The following is a 20,254-nucleotide window of genomic DNA, read 5'->3' as shown; positions in this document are numbered from 1 at the left end:
GTCCTTAATGGAAAAAGAAGACTACATAAAATTCAGAATATCCAAAACCAAAAAACAGGACTGGAAAAAAATATGCAAAGACAGAAACCTCACATTGACCGACTTACTGACGGCATCAGTTGAGAACAGAATTTTAGACAACGAAAGAAGACAGATACTGGCGTTCATTGAAAAACAAGACAACGTCTTCATCAAGATAGAGACCAACATCAACCAGGTAGCGAAAATTGCAAACGGACAAAAGTTTATTTCGGAATCAGAACTGAAAAACTTCACCGCAAAGCTTTCAGAAATCGCCAAATTGAAGAAGCAGCAAAACCAAATCTTCGAAAAGATCTATGAAATGCTCGCAAAATGATTGTCAAGATTATTCCTGCTTCAGGCTCGGATTTTCACGGCGTTCAGTACAACGACAAAAAGATGGAGAAAGGAACAGGAGAACTGATGCTGATGAAAAACTTTCCCTCCTTCATCAATGGGGAAAGCAGTCCGGAGCAGGTTCGGGACTACTTCAAATCCATTTCAAAAAATGAGAAGGTAAAGAAACCACAGTTCCACGCCGTCATTTCTGCAAAATATCAGAATCATGGCAAGGAAGAAATCACCGAAATCGCCAAAGACTTCATGCAGGAAATGGGCTACGGAAAACAGCCGTTCATAGTTGTTTACCACAGCGACACCGAGAACAACCACGTCCATATCGTCTCCACAAGGGTTGACAAGCAGACCGGAAAGAAAATCAACGACAGTTACGAACGCTTGAAAGCCCAAAAAGCATTGGCAGATACACTAGAAAAACGATACGGAGTAAGTTCCGAGGAAAAATTAGAAAAACTGCTAAACTATCAAATTGCTTCACTCAGCCAACTGGAACTCCTGCTTGAAAGAAGCGGGTTCAAACTAACTAAAGACACAAATGATGAAAATGACTTTTCCATTCTGAAGAACGGGGTAAAACTTAAAACCATCCACGGTAACCAAATCAGTTTTACCCCCAATTCGGACAACGGACGAATGAGACAGCTGAAAGCCATTTTGAGCAAATACAAAGACCTCTGTTCCAATAAAGTCTTCAAGGTAGAGGACAGAAGGGCGCAGGAATCACTGCTACCGGAAGAAAGGCACAGCGACCATTGGAAACCCAAGATAGAGTTCGAGAGCGAGCTCCAGAAAAAATTGCGGGACATCTACGGACTGGATGTGGTCTTCCACCACAAGGACGGACAGAAACCCTTCGGATACAGCATCATCGACCACAAATCGGGAAAGGTGTTCAAGGGAAGTGAGATCATGAAGATGGACGACCTGTTTGAGATGACCGATGAGAAAATTGACAAGAAACTTTTTGAAAGTCTAAAGGACTATAATCTGGCGGACAGTTTTTCAAAACAAATATTAATGGAGCATCTGAAACGCCAGAATCCCGAAAACGCTATAATAGAATTTATGCTTTTCGAGTCTAAGAAAATAAAGAACAGCGAGGTTTTCAACGCCATAAAAAACGAGGTAAAGGATTATGTCGAAACACAGAATAACAAGGATGTCCACCTCATAAAATCGGAAGATGGAAAATATTATGCCGTCCACTCCAAACTGCATTATGTGGGTTCATTGGAAAACTTAATTGGAGAGAATGCCTATCAAAAATTCCTCAATCCAAGCAAAGAATTGACACCGGAAAGTAGAGATGAAAATCTTTCCAAGGAACTGGATAGAACCATAGACGACCTGATTTTCCAATTCACCAAACCGTCGGGAGGAACAGGGAGAGACCCTGCCGAAGAAGAGTTAAGAAAAAGACGCAAAAATAAAAAAAGAACATAAGAATGATCATCACATTTGCCACCCAAAAAGGCGGAACAGGGAAAACCACCCTCGCCATCGCATTCGCCAACTATCTCTCCAGAATTTCTACAAGGAAGATCAAGGTGTTTGATTTCGACTACCAAAAATCCTTCTTCAACAAATGGAGGGAGGATGCGGACTCGGAACTGCCCAAACTCTACGAGGTGGAAGTCATTGGCGAAGATGACGATGAGCCGCCTTTCGAGGACTTGGAACAGGTTGTCGACCTGAAAGAAAGCAAAGACCTGTTCCTGTTCGATCTGGCGGGAACACTGGACCAGAGATACAGCGATGTTTTGGTGTACAGCGACTTCATCATCATTCCCTTTGAGTATTCCGATGTGTCCGTAAAATCAACCTTGGTATTCAAAAATCTTCTGGGTTTGTTGGAAAGCGAGGCGGAAAGAATCTTCATCCGCTCCAAATACGACAAGGGCTACAAATATCTCAACCAAAAGGAAATGGATATCGAGTTGGCAAAATACGGAACTCTACTAGAAAATCCCGTGTTCAAGAGAAACTGCCTCCAAACCATCGACACGAGAAAACTCACCTACGAGCAAAAATACGCCGTAAAGAAGCCGTTCGACGAAATTATACAGCAGATCAGCGAGGTCAAAAAAGTTGCGCTTTAACGAGAGACAAAAGAGACAAGAAAAAAATAATCCATAAACCACAAACCTCAAATCAATACATTATGTTAAAATACTCACTCATCCTTTTAGGAGCCTACTTTCTGTACTATGCCGGAAATATCGTCTACGACCTTTTCCTAAAAAAAGAGAAAACCGTTCAGACCGATGTTGCAGAAGAATACTCACTCGGCGACTTTGCACAGGCGGAGAATGAGGAACCCACCTTGATCGGCATCGAGGATGTGGAAAATCTCAAAACCCCGAAATCATTCCTAAAAAGCGAACCCATTCCGATTCAAAGACAGAACAATTTTGAAGACAATCCCAGTTTGGAAGAATTGAGGAAACGATTTGAAGAGGAAGAGGATTTGGATGGGACCAGCTCAAAACAGCCCGAAACCAAACACCATGAAAATCCGCCACAGCAAACGGAAATCAGCAAAAAGCCAGAAATTATTGAGCCAATAGTTTCCAAGAAAAAAAATGATGCACAGAGCAAGAAAGACCAATGGAAAGAATTTGTCAACCTTTCTGAAACCAACGTAAAACTGGTGGACAATATTGAGGGACAAAAGGTTTACCACTCGACGATTTAACCAATTTACCATACATAACTAACCTAAATTTTAAAAATGATGAAAAATTTTATCAGAAAAAACGTGACAAAAAAGAAAGTTCTAACCCTTGCCTTGGTGATGCTGGCAATGACCCCGATGCTTGCGCAGGGCGGAGCGACCGCCATCTCCAATGCCGCTTCCGACATTAAGGACTATTGGGACCCCATCAAGCTGATATTAAAGGCAGTCGGTGGACTCGTAGGATTTATCGGAGGATTGAGGGTGTACAACAAATGGACGAACGGCGACCAGGATGTCAACAAAGAAATCCTCGGCTACGGCGGTGCGATGATCTTCCTTATCGTGGTTCCGGAATTTGTAACCGCATTCTTTGCTTAAGATGGGATACTACCTGTACAAGGGGCTCAAAAAACCCCTTGTATTCTTCGGACTCAAAGGCAAATACATCATTTATGCGGTAGCCGTCATCGGCGCAGGTGTGGTTGCGGCACTCATCTTATCCAAATTCGGATTGCTGGGTTCATTATTAGGTTTATTGGTAACCGCAGGAGGTGTCTACCTCATTTTCAAGAAGCAGGACAAAAACGGACTCTACGACAAGACCAAAAATTTTGACCAGATATTCATTTTTCCAAAAAAACTCAACAACAAAAGATTTTTAAAAGATGGTAAAGACAAAGAAACAGGCATTTGACATTCCCTTCATCGGCTACGATTACGGAAAGGATTTTGGATGGGATTTTGATGTCCTCTTCGGACAGTACGGGAATCCGATTATCGGCATCAGAATTAAGAACATTGTGGAACAGTATTCCGCCGACCCAGACAACTACCTGAACTTCCATACCGTGCTGAATCAAGTCGTATCCATTATTGGCGAAGGAAGAATCGTTCAAAAACTCGACATCTTTTCCAAAAAGAGATATACCGCCGAATCCTCCAACCAGTTCCTCCAGCAGAAATACTCCGAGCATTTTGACGGAAGACTATTTAAAACCATCGAAACGGTACTCCTGTTTACGGACATTGTGGACGACAAACTCAAGAAGAAAAACAAGCACTACCAGTTTTCCGAAAAAAGTTACAAGGAACTTCGCGACAAATGCCAAAAGGTGTTGATGCTCTTGAAGCAGAGCGGTTGCGAACCCCAATTTTTATATGAGAAAGATTTTGAATACTACATTTCGGGTGTATTGTCGATGCAGTTTACGGAAACCCCGGTTTTTGACAATATCAAAAGTACCAACGAATATCTCCAAATCGGAAACCGCTTCGTCAAAAATATTTCCTATGTGGATGTCGAAAATATCGACCTGCCTTCAGAAATAGATCCTTTTTCCATATTGGGAGGAAACGGAGCAGCCTCGGAAACGGCGGTGGACAACTTCACCTTCATCAACGAATTGGAGGATTACGAAACCATCATCTACAATCAGGTCATCACCATTCCTCTGCAGGCGCAACAACAGCGGGAACTCGACAAAAAGAAAAAGAAGCACGAGGGGGCGGCAAACAACTCTCCATCCAACGCCATTATTGCGGAAGAAATCCAAACGCTTCTCCACAATATCGCCATCGACGGACAACTCGTGGTCAATGCCCATTTCTCCCTAATATTTTCAACACATACACTGGAAAAAATGGAAGGAATACAGTCGATGATCGAGAACAAGCTTTTTACGAAAGGAATTATCGTCTCCAAGAACGCCTACAACCAGCTCGAACTATTTCGCTCCGCCATTCCAGGCAATGCCACGGAACTTCGGGAATACGATTTATTTATGACGACAAGCGAAGCGGCCTTGTGTTTTTTTTTTAAAGAAAGTTACCCCGTGAACGAGGAATCCAATTTTTATCTGCGTTTTACCGACCGACAAGGCGTTCCATTGAAAGTTGATCCGGCGGACTTGCCGATGAAGACAGGAAGAATCAACAACCGAAACAAGTTTGTCCTCGGTCCGTCAGGTTCTGGAAAGTCCTTCCTGATGAACAATATCGTTGAGCAATACCTGACCTACAATTATGACGTGGTCATTGTGGACACGGGAGATTCCTATTCGGGAACCTGCAAATACAAAGGCGGGAGATACATCCAATACACTGAAGAAAAACCAATCACCATGAATCCTTTTTTGATGAACAAGAAAGAGTTCAACATCGAAAAAATAGAATTTTTGACCAATTTGATTTTCCTGATTTGGCAAGGTCCCGATGCCACGATGTCGTCCGCACAAAAATCTATTTTGGACAATGTGCTGATGTCGTATTACCACCAATATTTCAATTCGGGAACCAGGTGGTATGAGCATAAGACCTCGGAGGAACTCATTCTCTATCTGAACAAATACAACATCCACGAGGAAGACATTATTTCAGATTTTGAGAACCAGTCGAACGGACAGTACAACTATTACGATATTTTGGGAATCGCTTTCGATGCAGGTTCTGACGAGATTAAGGAGGCTTTCCGAAAACTCGCCATCGAATATCATCCGGACAAAAATATGAACAACCCGAATTACGACAGCGAAAAATTCTACAAGGTTTACGAAGCTTATGAAACCTTGAACGATGAAGATAAGAGAAAAATCTACAATGAGACGCAACTCATCCTCATCAAGTCCAACGAGATTATCAGGCAGCCGAAAACGGCGGAAGAATGGAACGAGTCCTTCCGAAAAACCATCATCAAGAAAATTAAGGAGCTCGAAGAAAAATTGGAGGCAAAAGAACTTTCCTTCAACGGATTCTATGACTACTGCGATAAATTTCTGCCCCTTTACCTGAACAATAAGAAACACCACATCACCGAAAAGGAATTTAATCTAAGGACATTCTTGTTCGTGCTGAAGGATTTCTACAAAGGCGGAAGATATGGAACGACACTCAACGAAAGTGCAGACAACACGCTCTTTGACGAACCATTCATCGTCTTTGAAATCGACAATGTGAAAGACAACCCGAAACTGTTTCCGATCGTGACACTCATTATCATGGATACCTTCATCCAGAAAATGCGTCTCCGAAAAGACCGAAGAAAGGCGCTCATCATCGAGGAAGCATGGAAGGCGATTGCCAGCAAACTGATGGGCGGATATATTCTCTATCTCTACAAGACGGTTCGGAAATTTTGGGGAGAAGCAGTGGTTGTTACCCAGGAATTGGACGACATCATCGGAAATGCCGTCGTAAAAGACAGTATTATTAATAACTCGGACACCTTCATATTGCTGGATCAGACCAAGTTCAAGGACAACTTCGACAAGATTGCATCACTGCTTTCATTGAACAAGGTGGAACAAAACAAGATTTTCACCATCAATAATTTGAACAACAAATTTGGAAGAAGCCGTTTCAAGGAATTTTATCTGAAGCGGGGTTCCAAAGGAGAAGTGCACGGCAATGAGGTTTCCTTGGAGCAGTATTTAACCTACACCACGGAAAAACCAGAAAAATCCGCAGTCGAATACTATGTCCAACAATACGGAAACTACGACGAGGCTTTGCAAAAAATTGTAGGCGATTTGAAAAATTTCGGAGACAGCCTTGAAAACTTGGTATCGCTCGTCAACCTTTATCAAAAGCCATTGGACAAAAAGGTGGTTTCCTATTACAGGATGATGAAGAAGACGCACAAAGGGCAAAATATCTTCAAAATCATCTCGCAGGAATTGGAAAACCGAAATATCCATTTTTCAGAATTAATCAACCAAAAACACGAGGAATATGAAAAAGTATAAGCCCCAAAATCCCCAAAGGGGACTTTCAATAAATTCCCTCTCTTGGAGGGTTTGGAGGAGGCTTTTCCTGTTGATTCTCCCCCTTTGGGGGACATGGGGCTTCTCCCAAAACACCTACATCGACCCGACGGTAACGGCGGCGATGATCCTCTATTCAGAAAACTTGAAAGCCAAGCAGAACGATGTGATTGATGAAACCTCCAAACTGAAGGATGCCCAAGCGTGGGTGGGAACCCAGATGGTGGTTGCCAACGATATTCAGAATAAGATTCTGAAAGGTCTGAAGGAAGTTTCGGGAACCTTGCAGAACGGAATCCAGGTGAAGGAGATTTATTCGGAACTCAACAAATGCTACAATTATTCATCGCAGGTAGTTCAGTTGGCATCGGCACATCCACAATATGCCATTTTCGGGGTAAAGGCTTCACAGAAAACCTATGAACAGAGTATAAAAATAGTGACTGATGTCTCCGACATCCTCGCCTCGGGAGAGCTGAACCTTGCCACTGCGGGAGACCGATACAAGATATTGCACAACATTTCCGAGAATGTCAAAAACCTAAAGCTTTGGCTTCTGGCAATCAAGTTAAGACTGGAAAAAGCCAATCGTTTGGGATTCTGGAACTCCATCAATCCATTTGCAGGATACATCAATACCGACAAGGGAATTGTAGAAAATATTATGAACCGATACAAAAGAAATTTCTAGCCCCTGTCCCCAAAGGGGAACAATGTAAAAAAATAAGATGAAAATGAAACATCCCATAATTAACGCTTTAAAAAGCCCCCTTCGGGGGTTTGGGGGCTTGCTGATTTATTTTGTGCTCACTTCATCCAGTGGCGGCTCCACGCCGTCTTGGCAGCAGGAAAACGTATCCTTTCCGATGATGAACCTAGAAATCAAGGCGACGATGGATGAAAACGAGAGGCAGAAGGAGATGCGGAAAAACCAAATTGCCAATGCCACGGTGGAAACCGCCAACAAAACCCAGTGGAACAATTTCAAGGACAAGGTGACCAAAATTCAGGACAGACTTCGAATCGTATCGTTCGCCATTCAAGCGATTCCCACAGGAATTGCGATGAGCAGGGAGATTACGAAAATCACCCAAAACCAGCAAGCCATTATCCATGAAATCAGTACCGCACCTTATTCCATCATCGCGGTTCTGCCTTCACAGGTTCAGTTTGTGGATGATCTGCAAATGGTGACGAGGCTGATTGTCGGGATTGTGGTTTCCTATGGGGCAATGAACCAGATGGAAAAGTCGGAGCGCAAGATTTTATTGGATTATGCCTTGGGAGAAGTCAAGACGCTGAGCAGAAATTCTACCCATATGCTTTTAAAGATTCGGGACATCAAGGCAAAAGTCTTACGAAACAAAAGAGCCTTTCAATACTATGTGAATCGGGACAAACAGGTGGTCGAGAACATTATGAAAAACATCAAATCCTTTTAAAAATGAGAAAACTATTTATCGGAGGAATCTTGTTTTTTTCTGTTGGTTTTGTAAGCGGACAGCAGATTGTTATCAACGACAAACTCTTGGTGCAGATGACCACCAACCACGGCGTAAGGCTGGGAAGCGAGCAGGCATTTCTAAACTCTTATGAAAAACAGAAGGAACTGTACGACGACATTAAAAACAAGACTGCACAGGTCATCGCCATTCAGGAATACATCTACCAACAACTAAAAAATGTCAACTCGGCACTCACGCAGAGCAAAAAGTTAATCTATCTGTACCAATATCTGGGAAAGGTAGCGAACAACTCCAACAAAATGCTGGACTTGTCGGCGCAACATCCAGAATATGCCGTCTTGGTTTCCAAATACTATGTCGAAATCGGCAAACAGACCTTAAAACTCAAGCAGGAAGTCACGCAGGATATTTTGAACGAGAACAAGGATTTCCTGATGGATCCGATGGACAGGGAGATGCTTATTGAAAAGGTGTTTACCCGAGTTCGGAACATCAATGGAAACATCCTCTACATCATATTGCGGTTAGAAAACGCCAAGAAGATTCCGTACCTGTACCAGGTTCCAGTGCTAAGAAACTACCTCAATATCGACAGGGCGATTGTCGGAGACATTATCCAGAAATACAAATACATATTCAATTAAAAAGATGAAAAAATTAGTTAAAAAATTTGCCCTCGTTCCGCTTTTGCTGACAGCAGTCGGCGTATTCGGGCAGTTTACCGTAAAGCGTTTGAACGACCCCTCCATCGTAGCCCAGCACAAAAGGATGGTGTTCCAGAGTTGGGGCGATTGGCGTCCCTATCCAAAATACCTTTTGGGGATTCAGACCAACTTCGCGTATGCCACCGTTTGGGGAATGTGGGCTCCCAGCAGAAACAGGGATTATAAGGATGGAGAAGATATCCGACCGCTAAAACCGACGGGACTTCAAAACCAGCGTTTTGCCCAAGTGAAATTTCAAGAGGAAGAGGCAAAAAAGATAAAGGCGGCATCCGACACCATCTATAAAAGAAGCGTCCAAGACTTTGCCCATTGGACTTCGGCGACGGTCGATGCAGACCCGCTCTGGTTGCTCTACTACAAAAGGATGCTCAGACCCATTACCGAATTTCCAGACAATCCTCAAAACTTTATCGAATGGAGGCTGAAGAACCAGCAAACCTACGAAACGCTCAATACCACGGGAACTTTAAAAAGACTTCAGGAGGAATTGGACTTAATCAAGGAAAAATATTCAATGTCGAGGTCGATGGATATGCCGAGAGGAAAACGCTTTTTGATGTACCATGACACCCTTATCAAATGGAGAAGGTTCGTGCAGGAATTAAGGAAACACAACGATAAGACGACACTTCTTTTGGACTATAAAAATATTCTGAAAAACCATTCGCCTTATGCATTGCCACAGGCTTGGACTCCCGCTTCCGACAAGCAGATCATCCACAACACGATGCAGCAGTACAAACATAAATTTTAGTGATGAAAAGAAATACTACACCCTTATTTTGCCTCTTGGCAATATTGCTGCCGATAATCGGCTTTGCCCAAACCGACGGCGACTACAGCAACCTGCTCCAATTTCTAAAGGGCGACGGCGCATTTGAGAAATGGTTTATGGAGGTCTTTACCAAACTGGACAACAGCGTTCAAGACGGTGCTGTCGGATCCGCTTTGGTTGGAAGGGCGATCGGAGGACTGGGAGCGTTGATGTATCTCGGATACATGGGTTGGCAAATGGCGGCGGGCGACCGGGAATGGGAAATCACCCCGATGCTCAAACCAATCCTCATTGGATTTACCCTGGTGTATTGGAGTGGTTTTGTCAATCTGATTCAGGCACCCTTTGAAGCCATTGCAGAACCGGGAATCGCCATTTTCAGCGACATTGAGTCCGAAGTGAATGATTTGAGGATTCAACGATTCAAGAAACAGCAGCAGCTACTCGATGCCGTCATCAAACTGAAAGCCGACGAGGATGCGAAGCAGGACGTCATCAACAACACCGGCAAAGATGCCGACGACTCTTGGTTCGACATCAGCGAGGGACTGGACAAACTCATCCAACCCATCAAGGAATGGCAGTTACGGATGGAGTTCCAGCTCCAAAAACTGGTTGCAGAAATTATCGAGTTCGTTTGCCTTTCCATCCTTCGAATCTGTGTCTACCTTATTTTCTTCATCCAAAAAATTTGGGCCTACATCCTCATTATTTTGGGGCCTATTGCGGTAGGTATGGCGCTCGTTCCAGGATTTGAAAACTCGCTGTACAGCTGGGTTTCCAAGTTCATCAACATCAACCTATACACCTTTGTAGCCTATACCATCATCAATATTGGTCAGCAACTGATCGCTTCGGGTTATGAAATGGAGATTGAGCGGTATGACACGCTTTTAACCAATGGAACCATCACCAATTTAGATGCCTTGATGGTTTATGTGAGCAATTCGGGAATGATCTACAACCAGCTCTTTACCTGTGTCGCCTATATCGTGACGGGAATCGGGGTATTGATGACGCCCACCATTGCCGACACCATTGTTACAGCGGGAGGTGCAGGTGCGATGACCAAGATGAAGAGTGCTGCTGGAAGAATGGCGAGTGCCGCTAAAACAACGGTATTGGCAGCCAAAACCGGTGGAGCTTCCGTAGCGGGAGCAGCAGCAAAATCGGCTGCATCAGGTTCCGCATCGGGAATGGTCAACAGTGCGATGAATAACAACAAAAAATAAATAAGATGCTGATCAAAAATATCGAACAAAGAATAAAAATCAACAAGGTAGTTTCGCTGGGAACAATAGCATTTGCCGTAATTATCGTATTGGCGGGCTTCTTCTTTGCCTATCGGATGATTCAGGATTCAAGAAAATCCATCTACATTTTGGACAACGGGGTTCCGGTACTGGCAAAGCAGACCGATGTCTTGTTAAACAGACCCGTAGAATACAAAGCCCAAATTGAACTGTTCCACCGACTATTTTTCACCTTGGCTCCCGATGATGCCTACATCAAGGAGAATATTCAAAAATCACTGTACCTCATTGACGACAGCGGAAAAAAAGAATACACCAATCTCAAGGAAAAAGGCTTCTACAACCAGATTGTGGCCTCCAGTTCCATGGTCAGTATTCATACGGATTCCATCTCGCTCAATATGGAGCAACAGAAATTCTCCTTTTTCGGAAAGCAGATGATTACCAGAAAGTCTGCCGTGATTACAAGAAAATTGATTACCGAAGGATACTTTGAGGACATCATCCGAAGTCCAAACAATCCGCACGGTGTGATGCTTAAAAATTGGAGGATTATCGACAACGAGGAAATCTCCAACCAAACCAAAAATTCCTATTAAAGATGAAAAATTTTCTAAAACAAACCGCAAAAAAGGGATTGGAATGGGCGGCAAAAAATCCGAAGAAGTTTTTCACCCATTCGATGGTTTTTCTCTCCGTGTCTTTTATCGGATCGCTGATACAGGGAATTTTCTTTCCGAGCCAGTCGACATTTAAAATCAAGCCCCCAAACCTCTATTCCAAAAGCAACACGACCCAGCAAATTAATAAAAACCAAGAGAAAGAAATGGAGAAAATAGTTAATGAACTCAAAATTTTAAAAATGAAAAGGGACCGAAAAGAACTCCAAAAAGAAGACAGCCTGAGAATAGAATATTTGTACAACCAATACCAAGAACTGCAACATGGACATTAAGAAAATCAACTTTAAGGAAAAAAAATATGTGATGCCCCTTCTGGCATTGCCGTTCCTGCTGCTCTTTGTGTATGTAGGTGCCCAATTTACCAAAGAGGACACCTCTAAAAAGGACAAGCCGAAAGAACTTTCCCTGTCTCTGGGAGAAACACGGGACTCCATCATGACGAAGAACGATGCCTACGACGCCTTTTTCAAGAAGGACGACAACAGGACGATGCTCGGAGGATTGGACAAGGAAGAGGACAGTCTGCTCAGTTATGAAGACCAGTTGTCTTTGGACCAGAAAAGAAAGATCGATTCACTGAAGGCGGTCTCCAGCAGACAAAATCAGCAGGCGTCAAAAGGAGGCAACTCTTCCTATTACAATCCAAAACAGCAAAATGAGGACAAGGATTTCAAGAGGTCTTCTGAAATCATCCGAATGCTGAACGACAAGTCCAATGGGAAACAGGAAAATGAGCAACTTTCAGAAAATCAAAAATCTAGTAATCAAAATGCACAGCAAGACCCCGTAAAATATCTGAAACAGCAGATGCTCGTCATGGATTCCCTAGAAAAAGCGAGGGATCCCGAATACCAAGCCAAACTCTTGGCGGAACAGAAACTCAAGGCAAACAAGGAAAAGATGGACGAGTTCCTCAATTCCACCTTCAATGTCGGCAAGTCGGGAATCAACAGCGAGTTCAATGCCTTCTACAGGGAAAATGAGAACAGTTTTATCAAAGCCGTCATTGATGAAAACAACAAGGGATTTCTGGGAAGCAGAATCCGGTTCCGATTATTGGAAGACATCTTCGTCGGCAACAGAAAAATTGAGAAAGGCTCCATCCTTTACGGGCAAATCTCGGGATTTTCCATGCAGCGGGTTGACCTCAAGATTGTCTCGGTATTTACCAAGGGAGAAATTCTTCCCGTCAACCTTTCCATCTATGATATCGACGGTTTGAAGGGACTTTATGTTCCGGAAAGCGTCTTCAGGGACATGATTCGGGAAATGGGGAGCAACTCCGTACAGGGAACACAGATGGATATGGGCGGACAGGGATTTTTCACGAGCATCGGCTCAAAATTGTTCACTTCCACCTCCAAATCCATAGCCAACCTCATTAAAACCAACAAAGCCAAACTGAAATACAACTCCTATGTATTTCTCATCGACGAAAAACAGCTTAAAGACTCACAAAACCAACAAAAGAAATAAAAATGAAAACAGCAATCAATATCCTATTATTCCTTATATCCAACCTTTTTATTGCCCAAACCGCAACCAAGGAACAAGTCATTTCGGAATTGCCCGAACTAGTGATTACGGAGGGCGTCAACCTGCACATCATCTCACCGGAACCCATCCAATATGTGGATTTGTCCACCCAAAAACTCACGGGTGATCTACCGAACATCAATATCGCGAGAATCAAGATCACGGATGCTCCTACCAACGTCGACCCAAAGGAAAAGGCAAAAACCACCTCTTTATTGAATGGCGACAAAATAGGAATAATAACCGTTGTAGGTCAGTCTTTTATTGCCCAATATAAGGCTATTTACAGAAATTCGGAAAATAAAAACACCGTGACCAACATCCATATCCAGCCAGAAGAGATGCAGCCGATTGAACTGGACAAAACCCGTTTTTCCAACTTGGAGCTGACCAAGTTTGCGATGGACATCATCCAGAAGAAGACGGAAGAAAATCCAATCAGGGAGCAAAAAGACCTTAAACTCAGTATGCAGCTCAACAATGTGTACGTTATCAGCGACTACATCTTTCTCGATATGACCTTCAAAAACAGCTCGAACCTGAGTTACGATATCGAAGACCTAAAATTTTCCATCGAGGACAAAAAAATCTACAAGGCGACCAACAATCAAAGCATCGAGATGACACCGATTTTTAGACTTTACGCCCCGAAACATTTCAGGAAAAATTTCAGAAACATCTATGTCTTCAAAAAATTCACTTTTCCGAACAGCAAGGTGATGATGATCCGCCTGATTGAGGAACAACTCTCGGGAAGAACCATCGAGATGAAGGTGAATTATTCAGATATTTTAAAAGCAGATACATTTTAGTTATGAACCCATTACCAACAGAATTAATTATTGTCCTTCTCCTGGCGTTCATCGCTTTCATCGCTTCTTGCATATCCATATTTTTTTTATTCCGTCTCAGAAAAGCAAAGAAGGAAATAGAAAAGGAAATTATAAAAATGGCTTATCTGAAAGCGTGGTATAAGGAGATTGCAGTGAAGATTTATGGTAAAGACCGTATTGAGGAAAAAGAGAAAGAGTTTTTAAAAAACTACAATTTATAGGAAGTAATGCAGGAACAACAACACCAAATTAAGATTTACGGATTCCTTCAGAAGGCGGTTTATGCGGTCGTGGCATTGGATTGTGCGTCGCTTTTCTACCTCGATGCAGATATTCCTATAGTTTCAAATCTATTGAAAAATTTCTCGAAGATGAGTTTCTTTTACCCACCCATCAACGCAAAGTTTGCGACCCTGATTCTGATTGGATTGGTTGCTGTCGGGACAAAGGCGAAGAAGAAAAAGGATTTGAACATCGCCACGGAAATCGTAATCCCCATGATATTGGGCTTGTTGATGATTTTTTCTTCACTCGTTTGGCAAAACGAGGCAGGAAACTCCAAACTCCCTAAAATTTTTCCTGCACTGAATCTTTATCAGGTCATCTATGCCGTATTGTCTTTTTTGGGTGCAGTAATCCTTCAAATGGGAGCAGACGCCATCTCAAAACTCATGCAACAAAAAATGGGAAAAGACCGATGGAATGTAGAGGAAGAAAGTTTTGCCCAAAATCAGGAACTGGTAGAAACGGACACCTCGATCAATATCCCATATCTCTTCAGATACAGTAAAAAAATCAACAAGGGATGGGTCAATATCAATCCATTTCGTGGGACGATGGTGATTGGAACGCCTGGAAGTGGAAAGTCTTTCGGAATCATCAATCCCGCAATCAGGCAAATGATAGCGAAAGGCTTCTGCCTGTGTATTTACGATTTCAAGTTTCCCGATTTGGCGCAGATTGCCTACTACCATTATCTGTTGAAGAAAAGCAAAGATTCAGGGTATGAATACGATTTTCATGTCATCAATCTGAACGAGGTAGAAAAATCCAAAAGGGTAAATCCATTGAAAAAAGAATACATCCAAACCTTGGCGGAAGCACAGGAAATGGCGGAGTCAATGGTATCGTCGCTCCAAAAGGGAGGTTCAAGTTCGGGAGGCGGCTCCGATGCTTTTTTCACCCAATCTGCCATCAACTTTCTTTCGTCGAGTATCTACTTTTTTGCCACCTACGAGGACGGAAAATATTCGGATTTACCACATATCCTGTCCTTTATGAACCGAAGTTACAAGGAGATTTTTGACACACTTTTTACCAACGAGGAAATATTCTCACTGCTTTCTCCCTTTAAGACGGCGTATGAAAACAAGGCATTTGACCAGTTGGAGGGACAGGTCGGAACCTTGAAGATATTTCTCTCACGATTGGCGACCAAGGAAAGTTTCTGGGTGTTTTCGGGCGACGAAGTGGAACTAAAAATTACGAACAGGGAGAATCCTTCCATCCTGATTTTGGCATCCGATCCAGGAACGCAGGACATCAATTCCGCCCTTTATTCATCGGTTTTAAACAGGACTTTACGACTCATCAACTCCAAACACAATTTGCCGGGAGGAATTATTGCTGACGAGTTTCCCACCATCTACATACATAAAATCGACAACGTGGTGGCGACCGCAAGGAGCAACAAAGTGGCGGTCTTATTGGGACTTCAGGAAATCCCACAACTCCGACAGTTTTACAAAAAAGAAGTTGCCGACACCATTTCCGCCATTGTTGGAAATATCCTTTCAGGTTCCGCAAGGGACAAAAATACTCTGGAATGGCTGGAGAAACTGTTCGGAAAAATCAAGCAAAAATCCTATTCCCAATCCATCTCCCAACAAGGAACGACGACCAGCATCAACGAGAAAATGGACTTTATGATTCCTGCAGGAAAAATTGCGACGCTCAAAACTGGCGAAATGGTCGGAATGATTGCTCAGGGCGAGGAAAACGACACCGAGGAATACAAAACTTCGGCGATGAACGGCAAAATCAATTTGGATATGAAGGCCATCAAACAGGAAGAACACAACTATGTGAAAATGCCTTCCTATTACTCATTTGTCGACAAAATGGGAAACAATAGGAAAAACGATGTCCTGATGACCAACTTCAGAAAAATCAATAAGGAGGTTGAATTAATCGTAAATGAATTTACTAAAAATGAAAAATAGAACGACAATAATAACATTAACAATTCTCCTTTTAACAGGCGGTTATTCCATGGCTCAATTCAATACGCTGATGCCGACAAAACCACACAAAACGGAAGACTTTAAAATTATGGAAACCCCAAAAGAGGAGAATTCCAACCAAAAAAAGGAGAAAAAATCGTGGAAAGAAATCTTCAACATCACCCCAAAATCGGAACTGAAAAACGAAACCGAAAGTTCAATGAAGATGTTAACGAGTCAAATCGACTCTCTAAAGACGATGCTTAAAAACTACCATAATGGAAACAATCAAAGTAACGTGGACTACAAAAAGATGAAAGATTCACTATTTGAACTGATGCAAAATTTTCAACCCGAAAAAAAGCAGGAAAAGGATTTTGAAACCACCTTTGAAGGTTTACGGAAAAATATCTCAATGCCTTTGCGCAATAGAATTAGCGTGACTTCGCCTTACGGAACAAGGATGCATCCAATTTTCGGCACTGCAAAAATGCACAACGGAATTGACCTCAAAGCCAACTACGAAGATGTTCACGCCGTGCTTGATGGAATCATTACCGAAGCAGGTTGGGATTCCAAAGGCGGTGGAAACTACATCAAAATCAAACATTTCAACCGATTTGAAACCTCCTATCTCCACCTCTCCGAAATCTACTACAAAGTCGGAGAAAAAGTCAGGGCGGGCTTCATCATCGGGAAAAGTGGAAACACAGGGAACTCTACCGGACCGCACCTGCATTTTGCAGTAAAGGAGTTTGGACAAAGCATCAATCCCTACCATTTCTTAAACGACCTAAACAAAGCAAACAATTTAATAGCAACCTACTATGCAAACTGAAAACCTACCTACCGAAGAACTTAAAAAGTTCGGAATCATCAATGAAGATTTGTCATTTTCAAAAAAACTGAAAGCGGACGACATCCAAAAATTTCTGCAGGGCTACACGATTGTCGCAGACAACGACAAAAACAGGGCAACTTTCCAACTCACGGAAAACAACACCCGACTGAAAGTCATCTTTCTGGAGCGGGATAAAAGCATCTCCGAAATCCTCAGAAACAGCAAGGATGGAATTGAGTATTCCACTATTCAAGACCTTTCAAACAAAAATGAGAAGAAACTTTCGCTTGAAAAAAAGGCATTCATCTACGACAAGGAAAACAACATCGTCGCCGAGTTCGACCTCATTAAAAATGCCACCGAACTCACCGCAATCATTGCCGACAAGAAGGATGTCGCGGAAATGAACCGCTACAAAAACGAACTTCAGAAACTGAAAAATTTCCTGATGGATAAAATCGACCAATATCCCGAAATCGCCAAGGAAATTTCCAACGACTTGAACATCGTTTCCAGAGAAATCAACACCGTAAACAGCATCTCACCCGATGAGAAGCAGATTTCAAAAGGTGGCAATTCCGAAATTGACCTGAACGTCAATGACAGGGATAGGTACGAAGACGCGAACAGAAACCGGGAAGAGCAGGAAGAAGAAATCGAACAGGAAATCGAACAGGAACAGGAAAAACGCCGTGGATTCCGCAGATAAATTTTTGAAAAGATGGAAACAGAAACGATCAATTACCAGAGCAAATATGGACCGAACACGAATTTCCAATTTCCGACGGACGAGGATACGCAATATCTCAAAACGTCGGCGGGCGAAATATTACCGTACAAACTCTTCAGTGGGAGAAATGATGCTGACCCAAATTCCGCCATCCTACGGGAAAAGGACAATCAAGGTTACGCCAATGACTTTGCGCTCGTAGAGCGGCAGTTTTCGGAAAACAAAAGTCTTTCATTCATGGCGGGAACCAAAATTTCTGATGTGAACGATGTGGCTTGGCTTTTCCGTGCGCTTGAAGACGAGGCGGTGGAACACACCTTTGCACTCTACAAATTCAAGGACGACAGTTATCTCGTTCAACATCTTTCGACAGGCGGAATTACTTCCACCGTTGTGGATTTACGGTTGTTGACGGGAAACGTCTTCAAAATGCAGCCCGAAAGCATCACGCTCGTCCACAACCATCCGAGCGGACAACTGATTTCGAGCAAACATGACCGACTCATGTTGCAAAGACTGCACGAAATTTTCGACCATACAGGAATAAAGGTGGAAGACGGCATCGTCATCAATCTGCGTTCGGGGAAATATTTGGTATTCAACGGAGATTTGGGAAGCGACCGTGTTCTGGAACTTTCCGAGCAAAATCAACAGCAGGGAAAAGTCAGCACCTTTTCCTTTAACAAGCAGATTTTTGCCGCCAATTATCAGCCGTTCAAAATCAACAGTCCCGAAGATTCCGCCGCCTACATTTCAAGCCAAAAGTTTGGATTATCCGACAAGACGGAAGCCATCATCCTGAACAATGCGAACGACATCGTGGGAAAATTCATTCTTCCGCAGCATCGGCAATTCGAAAAACTGACGGAACTGATGACCATCCACGCTGGAACGGGAGTCATCCTCTACGGAAATAATGTGAACGAGCAGATGTACAAGGAATACCGCGACAAACTCGAACTGATGGGGTTTACGGCTTTGGACGCCATTTTATTGGAAAGCGGAAACTATCACTCTCTTTACGAAAAAACCAAAATCAACGTCTATGACCAACTTTTGGACAAATTCAGCAAAAACCACCTGAATGCGGAACCCATTATCTGCGTATCGGAAAACAACCAAAATGATAGGTACTCTAAAAATTCTAAAAATATGGAAGAACCACCACAAAAGGATTACGTCAAACTTTTCATTGACGATTCCGAAGGTCATACCCAGCACGAATTTGAAATTTCCTTAACGGAGGACGACAAAGAAAACTACATCCAGATTGCCTCAAAAATCTTCCTGTATCGAAAGCCCGAAGACCATGTTTTGCTATTCGTCGGCGGAGAACTGCTTACCTACGAGGGAAATGAAGAAACGGAAAAAATTATCGACTCCCTTAAAAGCCTCTTTCTTCCCGACGACAAAAAACGGAGCAATTTATTCATCCAAAATAATTTTCATTCGAGATTTAAAGAAGAAATGGATGCCACAAGGTCAGGATTTTCGATAGACGACATCATTGGCGAGCCCTCTACAAAGGATTATGCCAAAATGTACGGAGATACAATAACACAACATCTCAATAAAAACAAAGAATATTTTAACAATCAAACCCCAAACATTATGGAAACACAAAAAGAATTCAACCAGGTAGATTATCTAAAAAATCAACTTAAATACCTCGGTTTCGGCGAAGACGAAAAGCTTCACAAAGAATTGGAAAAAGGTATCAAGTCCAAAAACCAGCAATTCGAAATCAAAACTTCATCGGACAAGGCACTGCCCGGAAACAAGGTCGATTTTGCCTTGAAATTCAACAAGACGGAAAGCGGCGGCGTTTTCCTCAACTCCTACGACGCCAAATTAAAGAATGAGAAAGGCGAAGACATCACCCACAATTTTTCGGTAAACAGAGAAAACACCTTTACCGCGAAAGAAGCAGTAAACCTTTTGGAGGGAAGAAGTGTGAAAATCGAGTTCCACAACCCAAAGAGCGACCAGTCGGAAACCGCATTCGTGCAGTTCAACTTCGAGGAGCCAAAGACGGAAAAAGGAAACTATATGTTCCAGAATTTCTACAAAAACTACGGTGTCGATACCGACAAAATCGTGGAAAAAGCCAACCTCGTTTTCGACAAGCCGGAATACAGGGAAAACACCATCAAATCCCTTGAAAAAGGAAATGTGGTCAAGGTAAAATTTGAAATGGACGATAAGGTAATGGAAGGAAAAGCGGTACTCAATCCGCAGTATAAAAACCTGAACCTTTACGACAGTGATATGAACCGCATCAACACCAACAAACCTTTACAGGGCTTGGAAAATGAAGAAAAACAGGAGAAAGCCCATGTGAAGGAACAGAGCATCAAACGATAATAAATAATAC

Annotated in this window: 21 protein-coding genes; all 21 read left to right on the top strand. The window is 42.7% G+C overall.

What is annotated here, in order from left to right; genetic code table 11:
* Nucleotides 1-7: 7 nt before the first annotated feature.
* A complete protein-coding gene (locus QWT87_RS08585; protein WP_024565585.1) occupies nt 8-358 on the top strand; it encodes a hypothetical protein in 351 nt (116 codons plus the stop codon).
* Nucleotides 355-1,824 carry a relaxase/mobilization nuclease domain-containing protein gene (locus QWT87_RS08580; protein ID WP_159109018.1) on the top strand — a complete coding sequence of 490 codons (1,470 nt, stop codon included), beginning with the start codon at nt 355-357 and terminating at the stop codon, nt 1,822-1,824. The genes QWT87_RS08585 and QWT87_RS08580 overlap by 4 nt, the downstream gene beginning before the upstream one ends.
* Nucleotides 1,825-1,826: 2 nt before the next feature.
* Entirely contained in the window at nt 1,827-2,480 is a 654-nt protein-coding gene (locus QWT87_RS08575) for a ParA family protein (RefSeq protein WP_024567408.1), read from the top strand.
* Between the two features lie 62 nt (nt 2,481-2,542).
* Nucleotides 2,543-3,076, top strand: coding sequence for a hypothetical protein (locus QWT87_RS08570; protein WP_024567407.1), 534 nt, complete (start codon nt 2,543-2,545; stop codon nt 3,074-3,076).
* A gap of 36 nt (nt 3,077-3,112) precedes the next feature.
* Nucleotides 3,113-3,436 carry a DUF4134 domain-containing protein gene (locus QWT87_RS08565; RefSeq protein ID WP_024567406.1) on the top strand — a complete coding sequence of 108 codons (324 nt, stop codon included), beginning with the start codon at nt 3,113-3,115 and terminating at the stop codon, nt 3,434-3,436.
* Nucleotide 3,437: 1 nt separating this feature from the next.
* Entirely contained in the window at nt 3,438-3,752 is a 315-nt protein-coding gene (locus QWT87_RS08560; RefSeq protein WP_024567405.1) for a hypothetical protein, read from the top strand.
* Nucleotides 3,724-6,798, top strand: a complete 3,075-nt coding sequence (locus QWT87_RS08555; RefSeq protein WP_024567404.1) for a TraG family conjugative transposon ATPase — start codon at nt 3,724-3,726, stop codon at nt 6,796-6,798. The genes QWT87_RS08560 and QWT87_RS08555 overlap by 29 nt, the downstream gene beginning before the upstream one ends.
* A complete protein-coding gene (locus QWT87_RS08550) occupies nt 6,785-7,507 on the top strand; it encodes a hypothetical protein (RefSeq protein WP_024567403.1) in 723 nt (240 codons plus the stop codon). Before QWT87_RS08555 ends, QWT87_RS08550 begins: the two co-directional genes overlap by 14 nt.
* Before the next feature lie 229 nt (nt 7,508-7,736).
* Nucleotides 7,737-8,258 (top strand): hypothetical protein, encoded by a 522-nt coding sequence (locus QWT87_RS08545; protein ID WP_228457571.1) that lies wholly within the window; start codon nt 7,737-7,739, stop codon nt 8,256-8,258.
* Nucleotides 8,259-8,260: 2 nt separating this feature from the next.
* Complete coding sequence (locus QWT87_RS08540; protein WP_024567401.1) at nt 8,261-8,926, top strand: hypothetical protein; 666 nt, start codon at nt 8,261-8,263, stop codon at nt 8,924-8,926.
* The gene (locus QWT87_RS08535) at nt 8,883-9,761 is read left to right on the top strand and encodes a hypothetical protein (RefSeq protein WP_228457572.1); all 879 of its coding nucleotides are present in this window, start codon (nt 8,883-8,885) and stop codon (nt 9,759-9,761) included. The genes QWT87_RS08540 and QWT87_RS08535 overlap by 44 nt, the downstream gene beginning before the upstream one ends.
* A 2-nt stretch (nt 9,762-9,763) precedes the next feature.
* Nucleotides 9,764-11,014: a type IV secretion system protein gene (locus tag QWT87_RS08530; RefSeq protein WP_029738611.1), complete on the top strand. Its 1,251-nt coding sequence runs from the start codon at nt 9,764-9,766 to the stop codon at nt 11,012-11,014.
* 5 nt (nt 11,015-11,019) lie between these two features.
* A complete protein-coding gene (gene traK / locus QWT87_RS08525) occupies nt 11,020-11,634 on the top strand; it encodes a conjugative transposon protein TraK (protein ID WP_024565597.1) in 615 nt (204 codons plus the stop codon).
* Nucleotides 11,635-11,636: 2 nt separating this feature from the next.
* The gene (locus tag QWT87_RS08520; protein ID WP_024565598.1) at nt 11,637-11,990 is read left to right on the top strand and encodes a hypothetical protein; all 354 of its coding nucleotides are present in this window, start codon (nt 11,637-11,639) and stop codon (nt 11,988-11,990) included.
* Nucleotides 11,986-13,194, top strand: coding sequence for a conjugative transposon protein TraM (traM, locus tag QWT87_RS08515; RefSeq protein ID WP_024565599.1), 1,209 nt, complete (start codon nt 11,986-11,988; stop codon nt 13,192-13,194). Before QWT87_RS08520 ends, traM begins: the two co-directional genes overlap by 5 nt.
* A gap of 2 nt (nt 13,195-13,196) precedes the next feature.
* Nucleotides 13,197-14,066, top strand: coding sequence for a DUF4138 domain-containing protein (locus QWT87_RS08510; protein ID WP_024565600.1), 870 nt, complete (start codon nt 13,197-13,199; stop codon nt 14,064-14,066).
* A gap of 2 nt (nt 14,067-14,068) precedes the next feature.
* Complete coding sequence (locus QWT87_RS08505) at nt 14,069-14,308, top strand: hypothetical protein (RefSeq protein WP_024565601.1); 240 nt, start codon at nt 14,069-14,071, stop codon at nt 14,306-14,308.
* A 6-nt stretch (nt 14,309-14,314) separates the two neighbouring features.
* On the top strand, nt 14,315-16,309 hold the full coding sequence (locus QWT87_RS08500; protein WP_024565602.1) for a type IV secretion system DNA-binding domain-containing protein: 1,995 nt from the start codon (nt 14,315-14,317) through the stop codon (nt 16,307-16,309).
* Nucleotides 16,299-17,147, top strand: a complete 849-nt coding sequence (locus QWT87_RS08495; protein ID WP_024565603.1) for a M23 family metallopeptidase — start codon at nt 16,299-16,301, stop codon at nt 17,145-17,147. The genes QWT87_RS08500 and QWT87_RS08495 overlap by 11 nt, the downstream gene beginning before the upstream one ends.
* Nucleotides 17,137-17,859 carry a hypothetical protein gene (locus QWT87_RS08490; protein ID WP_024565604.1) on the top strand — a complete coding sequence of 241 codons (723 nt, stop codon included), beginning with the start codon at nt 17,137-17,139 and terminating at the stop codon, nt 17,857-17,859. Before QWT87_RS08495 ends, QWT87_RS08490 begins: the two co-directional genes overlap by 11 nt.
* Before the next feature lie 12 nt (nt 17,860-17,871).
* Nucleotides 17,872-20,244 (top strand): JAB domain-containing protein, encoded by a 2,373-nt coding sequence (locus QWT87_RS08485; RefSeq protein WP_159109017.1) that lies wholly within the window; start codon nt 17,872-17,874, stop codon nt 20,242-20,244.
* Nucleotides 20,245-20,254: the final 10 nt, after the last annotated feature.

It is taken from the genome of Chryseobacterium urinae (assembly GCF_030518295.1).
GTDB classification, from domain to species: domain Bacteria; phylum Bacteroidota; class Bacteroidia; order Flavobacteriales; family Weeksellaceae; genus Chryseobacterium; species Chryseobacterium mucoviscidosis.
This window is presented reverse-complemented; position numbering and strand designations above follow the sequence as displayed.